The sequence below is a fragment of the Streptomyces sp. NPDC107522 genome (assembly GCF_055657525.1).
Genome location: NZ_JBVKAU010000008.1, coordinates 157,789 through 176,590, shown reverse-complemented (window position 1 = coordinate 176,590; position 18,802 = coordinate 157,789). Strand labels below are relative to the sequence as shown.

General features: G+C 70.8%; 13 protein-coding genes. 5 read left to right on the top strand and 8 right to left on the bottom strand.

Going from position 1 to position 18,802, the window contains the following annotated elements; translation table 11 throughout:
* Positions 1–4: 4 nt before the first annotated feature.
* The 6 genes from ACZ7L6_RS25990 to ACZ7L6_RS25965 form a co-directional block, all read right to left on the bottom strand.
* On the bottom strand, positions 5–1,816 hold the full coding sequence (locus ACZ7L6_RS25990) for a branched-chain amino acid ABC transporter permease (RefSeq protein ID WP_471928115.1): 1,812 nt from the start codon (positions 1,814–1,816) through the stop codon (positions 5–7).
* 23 nt (positions 1,817–1,839) lie between these two features.
* A complete protein-coding gene (locus ACZ7L6_RS25985; protein WP_471927798.1) occupies positions 1,840–2,769 on the bottom strand; it encodes a branched-chain amino acid ABC transporter permease in 930 nt (309 codons plus the stop codon).
* 114 nt (positions 2,770–2,883) lie between these two features.
* Positions 2,884–4,113: a branched-chain amino acid ABC transporter substrate-binding protein gene (locus ACZ7L6_RS25980; RefSeq protein WP_471927796.1), complete on the bottom strand. Its 1,230-nt coding sequence runs from the start codon at positions 4,111–4,113 to the stop codon at positions 2,884–2,886.
* A gap of 491 nt (positions 4,114–4,604) precedes the next feature.
* Positions 4,605–5,018, bottom strand: coding sequence for a hypothetical protein (locus ACZ7L6_RS25975; protein ID WP_471927794.1), 414 nt, complete (start codon positions 5,016–5,018; stop codon positions 4,605–4,607).
* A gap of 221 nt (positions 5,019–5,239) precedes the next feature.
* On the bottom strand, positions 5,240–5,725 hold the full coding sequence (locus ACZ7L6_RS25970) for a hotdog fold thioesterase (protein WP_471927792.1): 486 nt from the start codon (positions 5,723–5,725) through the stop codon (positions 5,240–5,242).
* Between the two features lie 52 nt (positions 5,726–5,777).
* On the bottom strand, positions 5,778–8,057 hold the full coding sequence (locus tag ACZ7L6_RS25965; protein WP_471927790.1) for an FdhF/YdeP family oxidoreductase: 2,280 nt from the start codon (positions 8,055–8,057) through the stop codon (positions 5,778–5,780).
* Between the two features lie 572 nt (positions 8,058–8,629).
* On the opposite strand from ACZ7L6_RS25965, the gene polA reads away from it, so the two are divergent.
* The gene (gene polA, locus ACZ7L6_RS25960; RefSeq protein WP_471927788.1) at positions 8,630–11,356 is read left to right on the top strand and encodes a DNA polymerase I; all 2,727 of its coding nucleotides are present in this window, start codon (positions 8,630–8,632) and stop codon (positions 11,354–11,356) included.
* A 343-nt stretch (positions 11,357–11,699) separates the two neighbouring features.
* Positions 11,700–12,098, top strand: a complete 399-nt coding sequence (locus ACZ7L6_RS25955) for a hypothetical protein (RefSeq protein WP_471927786.1) — start codon at positions 11,700–11,702, stop codon at positions 12,096–12,098.
* On the opposite strand, the gene ACZ7L6_RS25950 is transcribed toward ACZ7L6_RS25955, so the two are convergent.
* Entirely contained in the window at positions 12,007–12,873 is an 867-nt protein-coding gene (locus tag ACZ7L6_RS25950) for a DUF4184 family protein (RefSeq protein WP_471927784.1), read from the bottom strand. The two genes, ACZ7L6_RS25955 and ACZ7L6_RS25950, sit on opposite strands and share 92 nt — an antisense overlap.
* A 294-nt stretch (positions 12,874–13,167) precedes the next feature.
* On the opposite strand from ACZ7L6_RS25950, the gene ACZ7L6_RS25945 reads away from it, so the two are divergent.
* The 3 genes from ACZ7L6_RS25945 (at position 13,168) to pgfA (ending at position 16,211) form a co-directional block, all read left to right on the top strand.
* Positions 13,168–14,907, top strand: coding sequence for a lytic transglycosylase domain-containing protein (locus ACZ7L6_RS25945; RefSeq protein ID WP_471927782.1), 1,740 nt, complete (start codon positions 13,168–13,170; stop codon positions 14,905–14,907).
* Between the two features lie 145 nt (positions 14,908–15,052).
* Positions 15,053–15,187 carry an SPW_0924 family protein gene (locus ACZ7L6_RS25940; RefSeq protein ID WP_186285679.1) on the top strand — a complete coding sequence of 45 codons (135 nt, stop codon included), beginning with the start codon at positions 15,053–15,055 and terminating at the stop codon, positions 15,185–15,187.
* Between the two features lie 31 nt (positions 15,188–15,218).
* Complete coding sequence (gene pgfA / locus ACZ7L6_RS25935; protein WP_471927780.1) at positions 15,219–16,211, top strand: cell envelope lipid trafficking protein PgfA; 993 nt, start codon at positions 15,219–15,221, stop codon at positions 16,209–16,211.
* On the opposite strand, the gene hrpB is transcribed toward pgfA, so the two are convergent.
* Positions 16,201–18,798 (bottom strand): ATP-dependent helicase HrpB, encoded by a 2,598-nt coding sequence (hrpB, locus tag ACZ7L6_RS25930; protein WP_471927778.1) that lies wholly within the window; start codon positions 18,796–18,798, stop codon positions 16,201–16,203. The genes pgfA and hrpB overlap by 11 nt on opposite strands.
* Positions 18,799–18,802 lie beyond the last annotated feature (4 nt).

Here is an 18,802-nt window from a genome sequence, read left to right as displayed (position 1 = left end):
GCGGTCACGCCCCTGCCTTGGCGACGCCGGTCGCGCCCTCGGGCAGCGACTTGTCCTCCGGTACGTCGAGCTGTCCGGTCTCGTGGAATTCGAGCTGCTTCCTGCGGTCGGCGACCAGGCCCTCGGGGCGGAAGCGCATCAGCAGCATCAGCGCGACGCCGAAGAGGAGCAGCTGGTACTCCGCCATGAACTGGAGCTTGGCCGGGATGAGGTAGAGCAGCGCGGCGCCGATCAGCGGGCCGCTGATGGTGCCCATGCCGCCGAGGATGACGGCGGCGAGCAGGAAGGCCGAGTTCGGCGGTACGGAGCCGGCGAACTGGTACTGCTCGGGGGTGACGCTGTACGACACGTGTGCCTGGACCGTACCCGCGAGACCGGCGAGGGAGGCGCCGAGCGCGAAGGCGAGGAGCTTCAGGCGGAAGCCGTTGATGCCCATCGCGGTGGCGGCGGTCTCGTCCTCGCGGATGGCGACCCAGGCGCGGCCGATGCGGGACTCCGCGGAGCGGCGGAAGACCAGGACGACGATCGCCGTGCACAGCAGCATCAGCAGGTAGTAGTTGCCGGAACGGGTGAGCTCGGTGCCCAGGACGTCGTGCGGCAGCCCGAGGTTGAACCCGAAGATCTCCAGGTCCGGGATGTTCGGGATGCCGTTGGAGCCGTTGGTGACGTCCGGTCCGCTGTTGCCGTTCAGGTTGTTCATGGTGATGCGGAAGATCTCACCGAAGCCGAGCGTCACGATGGCGAGGTAGTCGCCGCGCAGTCGCAGGGTGGGGGCACCGATCACCACGCCGAAGATCAGCGAGGCGGCGGCACCGGTGAGGACCGCTGCCCAGAACGGGAACTCGACGCCGATGCTCGACTGCGGGGAGCCGGAGACCAGGGCGGCGGCGTAGGCGCCGACGCCGAGGAAGGCGACGTATCCGAGGTCGAGGAGGCCGGCGAGGCCGACGACGACGTTGAGGCCCAGAGCGACCGTGGCGAAGATCAGGATGTTCGCGCCGATGAGGGCGAACTGGTCGTTGGTCTGGGTGAAGGGGAAGCAGATCGCCGCCACGAAGGCCGCCGCCATGGCCACGTTGCGGTGCTTGGCGGTGAGTGCCGAGAGCCGCTTGAGGAGACCGGCGCGGGTGACGGCGGTGAAGCCGAAGGCCGTGATGATCAGGAAGCCGATGAACAACTCGGAGTACTCGGTGCCGATGCCGTACGCGAAGACGTACAGGCCGACGCCGAAGCCGGCGGCGATGATCAGGATCTCGGCCCAGGAGGGCAGGTCCTTGGCGCGGCCGGGCTCGGGGGCGCTGAGGGAGTGGCGGATCCGGCCCCAGAGGTTCGGGGTCGGGTCCTGGGCGCCGTAGGGCTGGTCGACCGGGAGGCCGAGGGCGCCGATCACGGCGATGAGCGCGCCGATGCCGGAGACCCAGGCGCCGGGCTCCAGGTTGACCAGGCCGCCGAGCTCCTGGCTGATCGCGCCCATGGCGTAGCCCGTGGTGCCGAACACACCGAGGGCGGCGAGCAGGACGGGGCTGTTCTTGCCGCCGGGGGTGAGCCAGCCCAGGCCGCGGATGCCGTAGCCGGAGAGGGCGAACAGCAGCGTGAGCAGGGCTCCCACGAGCGTGAGCACCTGCAGGCCGCCGGGGTAGCCGGTGACGGTGAGGTTGCCCGGGAACTCGTCGGTCCACGTCCACGCGAGGAAGGTGCCGACGAGGGCGAGGGCGGAGCCGGCGACGGTCAGCGCGCGTGCCGCGGCGTGCGGCAGCGGGATGATCGGGGTGGCCGGAGCGGTGGACACCTTGGTGGTGTCGGTGGTCTTGTCCATGGGGGTCTCGGTGGTCATGGGTATCACGCCCGATCCGCGACGCGTTCGCCGAGCAGACCCTGTGGCCTGAACAGCAGGACGAGGATGAGCAGGCTGAACGCCCATACGTCCTTCCAGGCGCCGCCGCCGAAGAGGTCCATGCCGGGGATGTCACCGATGTAGCCGGTGGCGAGGGACTCGGCGACGCCGAGGACCACACCGCCGAGCATGGCGCCGTAGATGTTGCCGATGCCGCCGAGCACGGCGGCGGTGAAGGCCTTGAGGCCCATCAGGAAGCCCATGCGGAAGCCGACCTGACCGTTCTTCAGGCCGTAGGCGACCGCGGCGATGGCGGCGAACGCGGCACCGATGGCGAACGCCATGACGATGATGCGGTCGGTGTTGATGCCCATCAGCTTCGCCGTGTCGGGGTCCTGGGCGGTGGCCTGCATACCGCGGCCGGAGCGCGTCTTGGTGACGAACAGGCCGAGGGCGAGCATGCACAGCGGGGCGGCGATCAGGACGAAGAGGTCGCCGCGCTGGACGTTGGCGCCCAGGATGTCGACGGGGCCGCCTTCGAACTGCGGGAAGGGCTGGTCCTTCTTCGCGTCCGGGTACCACATCCACACGGCCTGCTGGAGAACGATGGACAGGCCGATGGCGGTGATGAGGGGTGCCAGCCGTGGCGCTGTGCGCAGTGGCCGGTAGGCGAAGCGTTCCGCCGCGGTGGCGACGGCGACGGAGACGATGACGCCCGCGAGGATCATGAGGGGGATCGCGGCGCCGAGGGCGAAGCCTTCGGGGAGTACCAACCAGACGGTGAGGGCCCCGAAGCCCCCGACCATGAATATCTCGCCGTGGGCGAAGTTGATGAGCTGGACGATGCCGTAGACCATCGTGTAGCCGATCGCGATGAGTCCGTACATCGCGCCGAGGATGAGTCCATTGGCCAGCTGTTGCGGCAGTTCGTTCACCGCAGGGCCTCCGTGGAGTGGTTCGGATATGGCGCCGCGCGGGAGCGCTGGTGGGCGTTCCCGCGCGGCCTGGATCAATGTGTGATGGGGGAGGTTTCTCTACTCGTCCTCTGCTCAGCCCAGCTTGGGTTCGCCGCTGAACTCCGGCACCCACGCGTTGTTCTTGACCTTGTAGGCGGTCATCGTGTGGTTGGTGGTGTCACCGAACTCGTCGAAGGAGATGGCGCCGGTGACGCCGTCGAACTTGACCTTGGCCATGGCGTCCAGGACCGCCTTGCGGCCGTCGGACGGGAGCTTGCCGTCGTTGCCCTCGACCGCCAGCTTGACGGCCTCGATGATGGCCCAGGTGGCGTCGTAGGTGAGGCCGCCGTAGGCCTCGTAGTCGTCCTCGTAGCCCGCGGCCTCGTAGTTCTTGATGAACGTCTTGGCGGAGTCGAGCTTCTCGACGGGCTCGCCCACGGAGGTGGCGAGGTCGCCCTCGGCCTTCTTGTTGAGCTTCGGGAACTCGCCGGAGTAGATGCCGTCGCCGCCCATGAGCGGGATGTTCTGGCCGCTGTCCTTGAGCTGCTGGCTCAGGGGGGCCGCGGCCGGGTACTCGCCGCCGTAGTAGAGGGCTTCGGCGCCGGTCTTCTTGATCTTGGCGACCACGGCGTTGAAGTCACGGTCGTCGGGGTTGATGTGGTCGCTGCCGACGATCTTGCCGCCGAACTTGGTGAAGTTCGTCTTGAAGGAGGCGGCGAGGCCCGCGCCGTAGGTCTTCTGGTCGTCGATCAGGTAGACCTTCTTGATCTTCGCCTGGTTGTACAGGTAGTCGGCGGCGAAGGCGCCCTGGATCTCGTCCGTGGTGGCGGTGCGGAAGAAGGTCTTGAACTGGCGGACCGAGTTGCCGGTCTTCCAGCCGTCGCCCTGGGTGAGCTCGGTGCCGGTGTTGGCCGGGGAGATCTGGGTCAGGCCGGCGTCGTTGAACGGCTTCTGCATCTGCTGGGAGACGCTGGAGTTCAGCGGGCCGACGACGCCGAGGACGTCCTTGTTGCTGATGAACTTCTGGGCGTTCTGCTGGCCGACGGAGGGCTGCGCCTGGTCGTCGAGGGACTCGATCTTGAACTCGACGCCCTTGACGAACTCGTCCTTGTTGGCCGTCTTGGCGGCGAGGTCGGCGGAGTTCTTCATGCCGAGGCCGAGTGCGGACAGGTCGCCGGTCAGCGGGGCGTCGAGGCCGATCACCACAGTGGTCTTGTCGCCGTTGCTGCTGTTGCCGCCCTCGTCACGCGACCCACAAGCCGTGAGTGTCAGCGATCCCGCCGCGAGCACGGCGGTTATTGCGATGATCGAACGTTGACGCACGAATCAGGTCCTTTCCCTGGCACGGCGGCTCCCCGTGGAACGCGCCGAGTCGAGCGCTGGGCCGAAGTGGCTTCGAATCCGGTGGCTCGGTGACTGGCGGTGACTCTAAGCGCGTGAAGGGAACATGGAGGAGGGCCTGACGAAGGCTGTGACGCTCTTGTTATGACACGGGGTAACACAGAGCGGTACTCGGTGGGGGGAAGAGCGGATTTCCGGCCGATTCGCCCTGTCCGCATAGTGAGAACTCGCAGCGTTCGCGCGTAGCTCCTTCACGAGTGTTCACCGGTTTTGGTGATTACCCGGGTCGTTGCTGAAGGCTACCTGAGGGCCTCTGTGGACTCGCGGGAAGGGTGCGTCTCTCGGGAGAAGCATGGGCCTGTATTGCAGCCGTATTACGCAGAGTTACAGGCGCGAAAGGCGTTCGGCGTTCTCGGATCCTTTTCATGTATGGGGCACGAATATGGGGTGTGAAAGCGGAATTGGGCATGGCCTCACTCGGCACCCCATGGCCCTCCGGTCGGCTCGCCGTTTCGGTACCGCTTGTCGCACAACTCGCGCGCCCTGCGGTCGATCAGCCGGTCGGCCGCCTGTGCGTCCGCGCGCCTGCGTTCCGCCCGGGCGGCGTCCACGACCTTGCGGAGGATCTCGTACTGGCCGTCGGACAGGCCCATCGACTGGTAGTCGCCGTACGTGTCACCGGTCAGCGCCCGGCGCGACCAGTAGCCGATGATCTGCGTGCACAGCTGTGCGGGCGGAGTCGCCGACGGGGAGGGCGAGTCGGCGCTCGCCCGGGTCTCGCTCGCTTCGTCCCGAGCGCCCGGCCGGCCGCACCCGGCCGCCAAGCCGGCGGCCAGCAGCGCCAGTCCGAGCGCCGCCCCCGTCCGCCGGGCTCCTCCCGTCGTCATGCCTCGACGGTATGCCGCCGGGCGCTCGGGTTCAACGTCGGGAAGATGTACGGGTGTTGGTCGTGGCGACAACGTGAGGGTGGCGGCCGGGACGACGACGTAGGGGCGTGGCCGGGGGTGACGACGCAGGGTTCGTGGTGGTGGCGGCGGCCACGCCGGGGTCGTGGCCGGTGCGGCGTAAGGAGTGTGGCCGGAACGTGTCGCCGTCCGGGCTGCCGGTGTCAGTTGGCCCGGAGGCGCTCCTCGTCACTCCGGTTCACGTCCCGCAGCAGGCAGGTCAGCCGCGCGCTGCACACGCGCCGCCCCTGCTCGTCGCTGATCACGATCTCGTACGTCGCCGTCGAGCGCCCCCGGTGCAGGGGTGTGGCCACGCCGGTGACGAGGCCGGAGCGGACGCCGCGGTGATGGGTGCAGTTGAGGTCGACGCCGACCGCGATCTTGGAGCTGCCGGCGTGCAGCATCGACCCGACCGACCCGAGCGTCTCGGCGAGCACCGCGGAGGCGCCGCCGTGCAGCAGCCCGTACGGCTGGGTGTTCCCCTCCACCGGCATGGTCCCGACGACCCGCTCGGCGGAGGCTTCCACTATCTGGACACCCATGCGGGTCCCGAGGTGTCCGGCGGAGAACAGGGCCGGCAGGTCGACGCCGAGCGCGGCGTACTCGTCGATGACCTCTTGCGGGAACTTCACGTGCTGCTGCTCGCCCATGGGCCGGCTCCGTTCGTCGTGCTCCGTCGGTACGGGTCGACTGAGCAAACGCTCAGTCGGTGGCCGATTGTTCCAGACGCACGACGACGGACTTGCTGGCCGGGGTGTTGCTGGTGTCCGCGGTGGCGTCCAGGGGGACCAGGACGTTGGTCTCCGGGTAGTACGCGGCCGCGCAGCCCCGGGCCGTCGGATAGTGCACGACCCGGAAGCCGGGCGCCCGCCGCTCGATCCCGTCCTTCCACTCGCTCACCAGGTCGACGTACGAGCCGTCGGCGATGTTCAGCCGCTCTGCGTCCTCGGGGTTGACCATGACGACCCGGCGGCCGTTCTTGATGCCCCGGTAGCGGTCGTCGAGTCCGTAGATCGTGGTGTTGTACTGGTCGTGCGACCGCAGGGTCTGCAGCAGCAGCCGTCCCTCGGGCACCTTCGGGTACTCGACCGGAGCGGCCGTGAAGTTGGCCTTGCCCGTAGCGGTCGGGAAGCGGCGCTCGTCGCGCGGGGCGTGCGGGAGCGTGAAGCCGCCCGGGCGGGCCACGCGCGCGTTGAAGTCCTCGAAGCCGGGGATCACGCGTGCGATGCGGTCCCGGACCGTCGCGTAGTCCTTCTCGAACTCCTCCCAGGGCGTGCGGCTGCTCTCGCCCAGCACGCGGCGTGCCAGGCGGCAGACGATGGCCGGTTCCGACAGCAGGTGCGGGCTCGCGGGCTCCAGGCGGCCCCGGGAGGCGTGCACCATGCCCATGGAGTCCTCGACCGTCACGAACTGCTCGCCGCTGCCCTGGAGGTCACGCTCGGTGCGGCCGAGAGTGGGCAGGATCAGCGCACGCGCACCGGTGACCGCGTGGCTTCGGTTGAGCTTCGTCGACACGTGCACGGTGAGCCGCGCGCGTCGCATGGCCGCCTCGGTGACGTCGGTGTCCGGCGTGGCGGAGACGAAATTGCCGCCCATCGCGAAGAAGACCTTCGCCTCGCCGTCGCGCAGCGCGCGGATGGCCCGTACGACGTCGTAGCCGTGCTCGCGCGGCGGCGCGAACCCGAACTCCTTCTCCAGGGCGTCCAGGAACGCCGGGGCGGGCCGCTCGAAGATGCCCATGGTGCGGTCGCCCTGCACGTTCGAGTGACCGCGCACCGGGCACACGCCCGCACCCGGGCGGCCGATGTTGCCGCGCAGCAGAAGGAAGTTGACGACCTCGCGGATGGTCGGCACGGAGTGCTTGTGCTGGGTGAGGCCCATGGCCCAGCAGACGATGGTGCGCCGCGAGGCCAGGATCATGGCCATGGCCTTGTCGATGTCCGCGCGCGTGAGGCCGGTCGCGGTCAGCGTCTCGTCCCAGTCGGCGGCACGGGCGGCCGCGGCGAACTCCTCGTAGCCATGCGTGTGGTCGCGGACGAACTCCTCGTCGACGGCGCCCTCGGTTTCCAGGATCAGCTTGTTGAGGAGACGGAAGAGGGCCTGGTCGCCGCCGATGCGGATCTGCAGGAAGAGGTCGGTGAGGGAGGCGCCCTTGAGCATGCCCTGCGGGGTCTGCGGGTTCTTGAAGCGCTCCAGGCCGGCCTCGGGCAGCGGATTGACGCTGATGATCCTCGCGCCGTTCGCCTTGGCCTTCTCCAGGGCGGAGAGCATGCGCGGGTGGTTGGTACCCGGGTTCTGCCCGGCGACGATGATCAGGTCGGCCTTGTAGAGGTCCTCCAGCAGGACGCTGCCCTTGCCGATGCCGATGGTCTCGGAGAGGGCCGACCCGGACGACTCGTGGCACATGTTCGAGCAGTCCGGCAGGTTGTTGGTGCCCAGCTCGCGCGCGAAGAGCTGGTAGAGGAACGCGGCCTCGTTGCTGGTGCGCCCGGAGGTGTAGAAGACGGCCTCGTCGGGGGAGCCGAGCGCGGTGATCTCCTCGGCGACGATGTCGAAGGCGCGCTCCCAGGTGACCGGCTCGTAGTGCGTGCCCCCTTCGGGGAGATACACGGGGTGGGTGAGCCGCCCCTGCTGCCCCAGCCAGTAGCCGCTGCGGGTCGCGAGGTCGGCGACGGAGTGCGCGGCGAAGAACTCCGGGGTGACCCGGCGCAGGGTCGCCTCCTCGGCCACGGCCTTCGCGCCGTTCTCACAGAACTCCGCCTTGTGCCGGTGATCCGGCTCCGGCCACGCGCACCCCGGGCAGTCGAAGCCGTCCTTCTGGTTGACGCTGAGCAGCGTCAGCATGGTCCGCTTCACGCCCATCTGCTGCTGGGCGATGCGCAAGGTGTGCCCGATGGCCGGCAGCCCCGCAGCCGCGTGCTTCGGCTCGGCGACCTGCGGCGCGTCCTGAACCGGATCACCCTTGGGCGGCTTGGTGGCCATCGCGCACTCCTCTTTGTGTACACGTGTGAGGTACATCTCCGATCCTCGCACGTGGGACGGACAGCGAGGGGAGTGGGCAGGGGAGGGCGGACGGAGGAGGGCCGGGGGTTGTGGGGAGGGTGTGTAGGAGTGGGGGGCGGTGGTGGTGAGTGGGCGTCCCGATCGGGGAGATCAGCCGGGGGGCGCCGCGATCACCGCCCTCGCCCGCCGGGGTGCGGATGGTGACGGACGCCTGGACCCGGAGCCGACGGAGGAGAGGCGGGCGGCGTGCGCGCGATCCCGTCGGCGCCCGGTCACCACCGCCGTCCGCGCCTGCCCCGATCTTCGCTGCTGTACCTGCCCCGGCCTGCGCTGCTTCGGCGGCGCCGACCTTCACGGCTCTGCCCGCAGAGCCCGCGCTGCTCCGCTTCCTTCTGCGGCCTGCTCTTGCTCCGTCACTCTCTTTTCTTCCGCCGCGTCGGCGATCGACCTCACGGCGAAGCCGACGGAGCCCGCCGGAGTCCAGCCGTGCCCGACCGGACGGAACCCCCGATGGGGACCGACTGTCAGTGGGGCGTGGCAGGATCGGGGGCGTGGCAGAGACAGCATCGAAGCAGACCGACAACAGCCCCGGCGGCAGCCGGCCCCGCCTGATGCTCATGGACGGGCACTCGTTGGCGTACCGCGCCTTCTTCGCGCTGCCCGCGGAGAACTTCACGACGGCGACGGGCCAGCCGACGAACGCGATCTACGGCTTCGCGTCGATGCTGGCCAACACGTTGCGTGACGAGGCGCCCACCCACTTCGCCGTCGCCTTCGACGTGTCCCGCAAGACGTGGCGCTCCGAGGAGTTCACGGAGTACAAGGCGAACCGCTCCAAGACCCCGGACGAGTTCAAGGGCCAGGTCGAGCTGATCGGCGAGCTGCTCGACGCGATGCACGTCTCGCGGTTCGCGATCGACGGCTTCGAGGCCGACGACGTGATCGCCACGCTCGCCACCCAGGCCGAGGCCGACGGCTTCCAGGTGCTGATCGTCACCGGCGACCGCGACTCCTTCCAGCTGGTCAGCGAGCACACCACGGTGCTGTACCCGACGAAGGGCGTCTCCGAGCTGACCCGGTTCACGCCGGAGAAGGTCTTCGAGAAGTACGGATTGACGCCCGCCCAGTACCCCGACTTCGCGGCCCTGCGCGGCGACCCGTCCGACAACCTGCCGGGCATCCCGGGCGTCGGCGAGAAGACGGCCGCGAAGTGGATCAACCAGTTCGGGTCGTTCGCGCAGCTGGTCGAGCGGGTCGAGGAGGTCAAGGGCAAGGCCGGCCAGAACCTCCGCGACCACCTGGAGGCCGTCAAGCTCAACCGCCGGCTGACCGAGCTCGAGCGCAATGTCGAGCTGCCCAAGACCGTCGCCGACGTCGCGCGCGTGCCGTACGACCGCAAGGCCGTCGCGATGATCCTGGACACGCTGGAGATCCGTAACCCGTCCCTGCGCGAGCGGCTCTTCGGCGTCGATCCCGGGGCCGAGGAGGCCGAGGCCACCCCGATCTCGACCGACGGCGTGCAGCTGGACGGCTCGGTGCTCGGCACCGGCGAGCTGGCCCCCTGGCTCGCCGAGCACGGCGGCGAGCGGCTCGGCGTCGCCACGGTCGACGCCTGGGCGCTGGGCACCGGCTCGGTCGCCGAGGTCGCGCTCGCCGCGGCCGGGGGAGCGGCGGGCTGGTTCGACCCGTCACAGCTGGACGAGGCCGACGAGAAGGCGTTCGCGGCCTGGCTGTCCGACGCCGACAAGCCGAAGGTCTTCCACAACGCCAAGGGCGCGATGCGGGTCTTCGCCGAGCACGGCTGGAGCATCGAAGGCGTGCGCATGGACACCGCGCTCGCCGCCTACCTGGTCAAGCCGGGCCGCCGCTCCTTCGACCTGGACGCGCTGTCCCTGGAGTACCTCCACCGCGAGCTGGCCCCGGCCGCCGCGGCCGACGGCCAGCTGGCCTTCGGCACGGACGACGGCGCCGAGGCCGAGGCACTGATGATCCAGGCCCGCGCGGTCCTCGACCTGGGCGAGGCCTTCGAGAGCCGCCTCGAGGAGGTCGGCGCCGCCGATCTGCTCCGTGACATGGAGCTGCCGACCTCGGCCCTGCTGGCCCGGATGGAGCGGCACGGCATCGCGGCCGACCGGGCCCACCTGGAGGCCATGGAGCAGATGTTCGCGGGCGCCGTCCAGCAGGCCGTGAAGGAGGCGCACGCGGCGGCCGGCCACGAGTTCAACCTGGGCTCGCCCAAGCAGCTCCAGGAGGTCCTCTTCGGCGAACTTGCCCTGCCCAAGACGAAGAAGACGAAGACGGGCTACACGACGGACGCCGACGCCCTGGCCTGGCTCGCCACCCAGACCGACAACGAACTGCCGGTCATCATGCTCCGCCACCGCGAGCAGGCGAAGCTGCGCGTCACCGTCGAGGGCCTGATCAAGACCATCGCGACGGACGGCCGTATCCACACGACCTTCAACCAGACGGTCGCGGCGACGGGCCGCCTGTCCTCCACGGACCCGAACCTGCAGAACATCCCCGTCCGCACGGACGAGGGCCGGGCGATCCGCCGGGGCTTCGTGGTCGGCGAGGGCTTCGAGTCCCTGATGACCGCGGACTACAGCCAGATCGAACTGCGCGTGATGGCCCACCTGTCCGAGGACGAGGGCCTGATCGAGGCGTTCACCTCGGGCGAGGACCTGCACACGACGGCCGCCTCGCAGGTGTTCGCCGTGGAACCGGCCGCGGTGGACGCCGAGATGCGCCGCAAGATCAAGGCGATGTCGTACGGCCTCGCCTACGGCCTGTCGGCCTTCGGCCTCTCCCAGCAGCTGAACATCGACGCGGGTGAGGCCCGCGCCCTGATGGACGCCTACTTCGAGCGGTTCGGCGGCGTACGGGACTACCTGCGCCGCGCGGTCGACGAGGCACGGGCGACGGGCTACACGGCGACCCTCTTCGGCCGCCGCCGCTACCTCCCCGACCTCAACAGCGACAACCGCCAGCGCCGCGAGGCGGCCGAGCGCATGGCCCTCAACGCCCCCATCCAGGGCACCGCGGCGGACATCGTCAAGATCGCCATGCTCAAGGTCGACCAGGCCCTGCGCGAGGCGAACCTCACCTCCCGCATGCTCCTCCAGGTCCACGACGAAATCGTCCTGGAAATCGCCCCCGGCGAACGCGAGGCCGCGGAGGAACTGGTCCGCCGGGAGATGTCCAACGCCGTCCACCTCAGGGTCCCCCTGGGCGTCTCGGTGGGAGTGGGCCCGGACTGGGAGTCGGCAGCGCACTAGCAACTCCGGCGGCTGGGCCGTATGGGGAGCTGAGTGCCGGGTGAACCGTTGGCGAACCCGGCACTCAGCGTGCCGAGGCCGAGTGATCGGTGCAGACAGGCGTGGGGAGCTGTAGCTCCCCAGGGGCGCGGGGAACTGCGCGACCAGCCACGGACAAGCCCGCAGCCCCGAAGCCACAGCAACCAGGCAGACGCTCAGGCACTCAGCCCCCACCACCCGCAGCCCCGAACACCACCGCAACCCGGCACACGCAGAGGCCCGGCCCCACCCCCGGAGGGACCCGTCACTCGCGTGGCCCCCGCAAAAGCGCCCCCGGCACCCGCCGCCCGTAAGGATGGCGGGCATGGGTATACGCACGCTCCACCCCGGGACGGCCCCGGCACAGGCGAACGTGAGCACCGAAGACGCCCTCTCCACAGCGCCGCCCTCGGTCCCGCCCTTCGCCGAAGGCGCCGGCACCGCCCGCCTCCCCGCCGATCTGATGGGGACACTCCAGCACACGGCGAGAACGCTCCGGCACCGCCTCGCCCACCGGGCGCAAGGACTGGCCGAACTCACCCGCAGCTACCTGGCCCTCGCCCTCACCGCGCTCCCACGCCCCCGCCCCGTGCGCACCGTCACCGTGTTCGCCGCCGGCGCCGCGGGCCCCGTCACCGAGCCGCAGGCCGGCTCGACTCCCGACCGGCCCCACCCGCAGCCGCGTCCGCATCACCAGGGCCCGGCACCGGACGCCACACCCTGACCCCCACGGCGTACAGCAGCAGCCCCAGCACGAGCCCCGCGCCCGCCCCGAAGCACAGCGTCGGAATCAGCTCCCAGTACTTGGCGGTCGACCCCCAGTACTCCCACCACCGCGAGGCCCGCTGCACGGCCGCCACCGCGGCGATGCCGCCGATCACCGCCAGGGCCCACCACCGGTCCCGTACCGAAAGCACCGGAACCCCGACCGGCGTGACCGCGGGGGCCCGCCGTAGCGCCACGACCACGAACGCGGCGATGACGACCGCCGCCACCGCCGAACCGCCGTACTGCAGATACCAGTACAGCGGCGACCCCGCGATCTCCTCGCCCAGTACGGGAAACACCCGCATCCCCCAGCGGTCGAGATGCGTGAACGCGTCCCACACGACATGCGTCAGCGCGCCGAGCGCGGCCGAGACGTACCACCGCACCGCGAGCGACGGCCGTACACGCGCGCGTGGCGCCCCGCAGCGCAACAGCGTGGCCACCCGCGCCTGTCGCCGTGGCGGCAGCAGCGCCACCAGTGGTTCGCGCAGCAGGAGCCACAGGCCCACCAGCGCCCAAGCGACGACCACGTCGACCGTGAACACGCCCGCGAACGAGTGCGTGACGTCTCCGAACTCCATCGCCCCGGGCAGGACACTCGCCGCGTAATAGGTCATGTCGGGAGAGAAGGAGCCCGCCACCAGGACGGCCGGTACGAGTGCGCCTCGGCCGGTTCCGTCGGTGCGTACGGCAGGCAGTACGGCCGCCGCATGGCTCAGCGTGAACGGCAACGGGGCTCCTTGTGCGGGGTGTTGGCGGGATCGGTGGTCTCGGTCGCCGACCAGGATCGCATACGGCCAACTGGTAAAAATCGGGCACCAACGGGTGCCGGTGCAAAGGAAGTTGTCGTAGGGTCGCCTGGGTCACCGCGCGCGGCGCGCGGTCGAACACGCGAACAGCGCATGAAAATGCGCCGCGGGGGCAACTGTCGCGGCGAGTCGATCGTCACAACAGGGGCGGGCTCATCACGCCGAGCCCGACAGACAGAGACGGGCGCTCGGGCGTCCACGGGAGGGGTTCACTCTATGGCGGCGCAATTCGGCAGGCTGCGCAAGGGGGCGGTGAACACCACGGTGGCCGCGGTCGTGGTCGCGGCACTGGCCGCGTCACAGGCTCCGGGAGTGACGACCGACGACGCCGGCAGAAGAGTCACCACCGGAACCCAGCCCTCACCGGACACGCCCGCCGAGGACAGCGCGACCGGCAACTCGCCCTACTACACGGACCTGCCGCCGCTCAACAGCCCCAGCCCCTCGCCGTCCGCCGATACCCCCGTCAACCCGGGCACCGGCGAGGCGGGCATCCCCGCGACCGTGCTCGACGCCTACAAGAAGGCCGAGGCCGCGCTCCGGGAGGCCAAGCCCGGCTGCAACCTGCCCTGGGAACTCCTCGCCGCCATCGGCAAGGTCGAGTCCGGCCAGGCCCGCGGGGGTCGCGTCGACGCGAACGGCAACACGCTCTCGCCGATCCTCGGCCCGCAGCTCAACGGCAACGGCTTCGCGAGTATCAGCGACACCGACGGCGGTGCCTACGACGGGGACAGCGCGTACGACCGTGCCGTCGGCCCCATGCAGTTCATCCCCTCCACCTGGGCGTGGGCCGGCCGTGACGGCAACGGCGACGGCGAGAAGAACCCCAACAACATCTACGACGCCGCGCTCGCCGCCGCCCACTACCTGTGCCGCAACGGCTGGGACCTGTCCACCCAGGGCGACCTCGACCGCGCGATCCTCAGCTACAACAACTCGCAGGACTACCTCAACCTCGTCCTGTCGTGGCTGGAGTACTACCGCAAGGGCACCCACGAGATCCCCGACGGCACCGGCTCCCTCCCGTCCGGCCGCAGCGACGACAACGCCGGGGCCAGTCCCTCGCCGTCGCCCACGCCGCCCAAGAAGCCGACGACGCCCAGCACCCCCGCCAAGCCCGGCGGCAACGGCGGCGGTTCCACGAGCCCCAAGCCGACGCCGCCGCCGAGCACGACCCCGCCGAGCACGCCCGCGCCCACCCCCACCGACACGGTGGACCACCTGGAGGACGCGGGCACGGCGAAGCTCACGGCGATGGCGGGCGACGCCTTCACCGAGAAGGTCAGCGCCCGCGCCGAGACCAAGGCCGGCAAGGGCGTCGCCAAGGTCCGGATCCGCTTCACGGTCATCGGCGACACCGACGCCGCCTTCAGCACCGGCGAGAAGTACGCCACCGCCCTCACCAACAGCGCCGGTGAGGCAGTGGCACCGGCGCTCAAGGCGGGCGAGAAGACGGGCGAGTTCGTCGTCCGGGCCACCGTCGTCGGCCGTATGATCGCCGGCCTCGACTACACGGCCACGGTCACCGAGCGCGCCGCCGACACCCTGACCCGCACCAGCGACACAGCGCTGACCTGCACCCCGGGCGGCGAGTTCGCCGACCAGGTCGAGGTCAAGGCGACCTACAAGGGTGCCGTCGCGGACAAGGTCGCGGCCACCGCCACCCTCATCAAGTCGGCGGACGACCCGGCCGAGAACGACAAGGGCCCGTACTTCAAGGACGCCGACGGGAAGGCCGTACGCACCCTGACCGGCCTGAAGACGGACGCCAACGGTCTGCTCAAGCTGCCGAAGCTGTACGCCGACGACACCGCCGGCACGTTCCTGCTCCGCATCAACACCGCGGGCGGCGCGACGCTGACCGTCGAGCTGAAGGTCGCGGCGGCCGAGACGTCGCCCAGCCCGACCCCGTCGGAGTCGACGTCCGGGTCGGCATCGCCGAGCCCGACCGCGTAGGCGCGGCACGACCGACGAAGGGCGCCCTTCCGCCACGGCGGGCCGGGCGCCCTTCGTTGTGTGTGCAACGTGTTCTCATCTCGCCCGCCCGTTGCTACGGTGCCGAACCTGACGATGTATCAGTTCCGGGTTCCGGGAGGCCCGTATGCGCGCCCTGATCGCCGCCGCGACCGGACTCGCCGTCGCGCTCGCCCTCGTGTTCACCCTCACCGCACTCGGCAGCCCGGCCGGAGAGACATCCCCCAAGCCGCTGCTGACAACAGTGCCCGCACACCCGTAACCGCGTCCGCCCGTCCGGGAGGGAGGCCGAGATGCGCCGCAAGGCCGGTCTGATCCTGCTCGCCCTCGCCGTGTTCTTCACGGCCCTGTCCCCGCTGCTGCGCTGGTACGCCTTCCCGCGCCTGGCCAAGATCCCGGCGAACCAGTACCAGGACATGGTCCTGGAGGCCAAGGACGCGACCCTTCTCGACTACGGCACGATGAAGGCCCGCAAGGTCCCCAAGGTCACCATCGTGCAGACGCTCAAGGGCAATGTCGAAGCCTCGGAGAAGATCGAGAGGACGGCCGGGAGGGACGTGGTGGTCTGGGACGGCCTGTCGTACGTCGTCGGCCCCGACGGCAAGATGGTCTCCAGGATCCCCGAGCGCTACATCTTCGACGCCCACACCCAGGAACCCGTCCACGCCACCGGCGAGGCGGTCGACGGCGATCCGGTGAAGCGGGAGGGCATCGAGTTCAAGTGGCCGTTCCTGACGGAGAAACGGGACTACGAGTACTTCGACGCCCAGACCCGCACCAGCGCGCCGATCCACTACAAGGGCACCCAGGACTTCCGCGGCGTCGAGGTCTACTACTTCGAGCAGACCGTCCCCTGGACCAAGGTGAAGTTCCCCAGGACGATGCCGGTCAAGGGCATCACCCCGGAGTCGGTGGCCAAGACCGGCACCACCCGCTGGTACACGACCGTCCGCAAGTTCTGGGTCGAACCCCTCACCGGCGCACCCGTCTACGGCGAGGAGATCCACAAGGAGGAACTGCGCGGCGGCACCCTCCTCGGCGACCGCGAGAAGGTGACGGCGTTCGCGGGCCACGTGAAGATGCGCGAGGACTACATCGACCACACGGTCGACCTGGTCAAGTCGAACCGCACCCTGGTCCTGCTGATGACGTCGTACCTGCCCTGGGGCTTCCTGACCCTGGGCGTGCTGCTCCTGTCCCTGTCCCTCTACCTGGAGGCACGCGGCCGCCGTCCCGGCGACCCGACGCCGGCCCAGGACGCCGAACCGGAACCGGTCACCGCCTGAGCCGGGCGTTGGTGTGCCGGGTCGGCTCGGCGGTGGCGGGGTCCTCGGGCCACGGATGCCGGGGATAGCGGCCGCGCAACTCCGCCCGTACGCCCTTGTAGCCGTCCTTCCAGAAGGAGGCGAGGTCGGCGGTGACGGCGGCGGGGCGCCCGGCGGGGGACAGCAGATGGACGAGGAGCGGCACCCCGGCGACGCGGGGCGACTCGTGCAGCCCGAACATCTCCTGCAACTTCACGGCGAGGACCGGCTGTTCGGGATTGCCGTAGTCGATCCGGATCCTGGACCCACTCGGTACGGCGATCCGCTCCGGGGCGAGCTCGTCCAGCCGCCCGGCGTCCCCCGAGGTCCACGGGAGCAGCCGGGCGAGCGCCTGCCCGGCGTCGATCCGCCCCAGGTCGGCCCGCCGCCTGGCTCGGCTGAGCTCGGGCTCCAACCACTCGTCCACGCGCGCGTGGAGAGCGGCGTCGGAGACGTCGGGCCAGGGCTCGCCGAGGTGGCGGCGCAGGAAGGCGAGCCGCTGCCGCAGGGCGACGGCGTCGGGCGACCAGCGCAACAGGCCGAGCCCGTCCTGCCGCAGGCCTTCGAGGAGGGCGTCGCGTACGAGTACGGGGTCGGGGCCGGCCGGGGGCCGCACGGCCAGCTCGACGGCCCCGAGCCGCTCCACTCGCCGGGCGACGACGTCCCCGTCGGCCCAGTGGATCTCGTCCCGCTCGTCGAGCAGGGCCCCGGCCGCGTACCGGGCGACCTCCTCGTCCACGACGGCTGCAAGCCGCACGCGCGCGTGCCCTTTGCCGAGTGGCCGATCGGCCACGGCGACGGCGATCCAGGGGGCACCGCGGAGTCCGGTGCCTTCGGCGAGCTCGGCACGGGTGCCGGAGACCATGAGGTACGAGCCGCCGTCGGCCTTCGCGACACGCTCGGGGAAGGCGAGAGCGGCGACGAGCCCGACGCGGCCGTCCTCCCCGGCGCCCGCCCGACCCGTACCGCCACCCGCGGCGCCCGGCGAGGCTCCGACGTTCACTTGTGGGGAATGAGAGCCAGGGGAATGAGAGTCACGGGTGGGCGGGTGGGCGAACTCCGCGGCGACGGCCCGCAGCCGCCGCGTCTCCGCCCGCCACCGCCCCGCGTAGGCGTCACCCCCACGCCGAGCGGCCCGCAACGCACCGGCGAGATCGTCCCCGTACTCCCGCGGCGCTTCCTCACTCAGCAGTGCCACAACCTCCGCGGCCTGGTCCACGCCGACCAACGGAGCCGAGTCCATCAGCGCCCGCCCCAACCGAGGGTGCAACCCCAGCCGAGCCAACCGCACCCCTCGCTCCGTCGCCCTCCCGGCCGAGTCCACCGCGCCCACGCCGGCGAGAGCGTCCCTCGCCGCCGCCATCGCCCCGCCCGGCGGCGGATCCAGCAGGGCGAGCCCGGTGGCCTCCGGATCACCCCAGCACGCCGTCTGCAACGCGAACGCCGTCAGGTCGGCCACCTTGATCTCCGGCGCGGGGAAACGCGGCAGACGCGCGTCCTCGGCCTCCGCCCAGCACCGGTACACCGCACCCGGCGCCTCACGCCCGGCCCGCCCCGCCCGCTGCCGCCCCGCCGCCTGCGAGGCCCGCACGGTCGTCAGGGCGCTCAGCCCGCGCGCGTGGTCGACGCGAGGTTCCCGTGCGAGCCCCGAGTCGACGACGACCCGCACTCCGGGAACCGTCAGCGACGACTCGGCCACGGCCGTCGCCAGCACGACCCGTCGCCGCTCCCCGCCGGCCAGCACCGCGTCCTGCACGGCGGCCGGCGCCCGCCCGTGCACCTGGAGCACCTCGACATCACCGAACTCCGCCAGACCCCCCAGCTGCCCGGCCACCCGCGCGATCTCCCCCACGCCGGGCAGGAAACACAGCACGTCCCCCGCCCGCTCGGCCAGTGCCCGCCGCACTGTCGACGCCACGTGCGTCAGCAGCGCCGGATCGACACGCATGCCGTGCGGCGGCCGTACGGGGCGTGTCGGCGGCGCCCACACGACCTCCACGGGGTGCGACACGCCCGCCGCCTCGACCACCGGCGCGTCGCCGAGCAGCCGGGCCCACCCCTCGGCGTCGGTCGTCGCGGACGCGGCCACCAGCCGCAGCTCCGGCCGCAGCGTCTGCCGTACGTCCCACAGGAACGCGGCCACCGCGTCCGCGTCCAGATGCCGCTCATGGCATTCGTCGACCACCACCACGTCGACGCCCGCGAGCTCCTGGTCGCGCTGCAGCCGCTGGAGCAGGACACCGGTCGTGACGACCTCCACGCGCGCGTGCCGCCCGACGACCCGCTCGCCGCGCACGGTGTAGCCGACGCTCTCGCCGACCTTCTCGCCCAGCAGCCACGCCATCCGCCGCGCGGCGGCCCTGGCCGCGATCCGCCGCGGCTCGGCGACGACGACCCGCCGGGCCGGCCCCTCGCCGAGCAGCCCCGCCAGCACGAGCGGCACCAGGGTCGTCTTACCGGTGCCGGGAGGCGCGACGAGGACGGCGGTGCCGTGGCCTTCCAGGGCGTCGTTCAGACCGGGCAGGGCACTGCGTACGGGCAGTGCGTCCAGGGCGTCGTAACGGATCACGCTC

Coding starts and splice junctions, on each gene's coding strand:
- ACZ7L6_RS25990 (WP_471928115.1), bottom strand. CDS start 1,816: ATGGACAAGACCACCGACACCACCAAGGTGTCCACCGCTCCGGCCACC.
- ACZ7L6_RS25975 (WP_471927794.1), bottom strand. CDS start 5,018: ATGACGACGGGAGGAGCCCGGCGGACGGGGGCGGCGCTCGGACTGGCG.
- ACZ7L6_RS25970 (WP_471927792.1), bottom strand. CDS start 5,725: ATGGGCGAGCAGCAGCACGTGAAGTTCCCGCAAGAGGTCATCGACGAG.
- ACZ7L6_RS25965 (WP_471927790.1), bottom strand. CDS start 8,057: ATGGCCACCAAGCCGCCCAAGGGTGATCCGGTTCAGGACGCGCCGCAG.
- ACZ7L6_RS25955 (WP_471927786.1), top strand. CDS start 11,700: ATGGGTATACGCACGCTCCACCCCGGGACGGCCCCGGCACAGGCGAAC.
- ACZ7L6_RS25945 (WP_471927782.1), top strand. CDS start 13,168: ATGGCGGCGCAATTCGGCAGGCTGCGCAAGGGGGCGGTGAACACCACG.
- ACZ7L6_RS25940 (WP_186285679.1), top strand. CDS start 15,053: ATGCGCGCCCTGATCGCCGCCGCGACCGGACTCGCCGTCGCGCTCGCC.
- pgfA (WP_471927780.1), top strand. CDS start 15,219: ATGCGCCGCAAGGCCGGTCTGATCCTGCTCGCCCTCGCCGTGTTCTTC.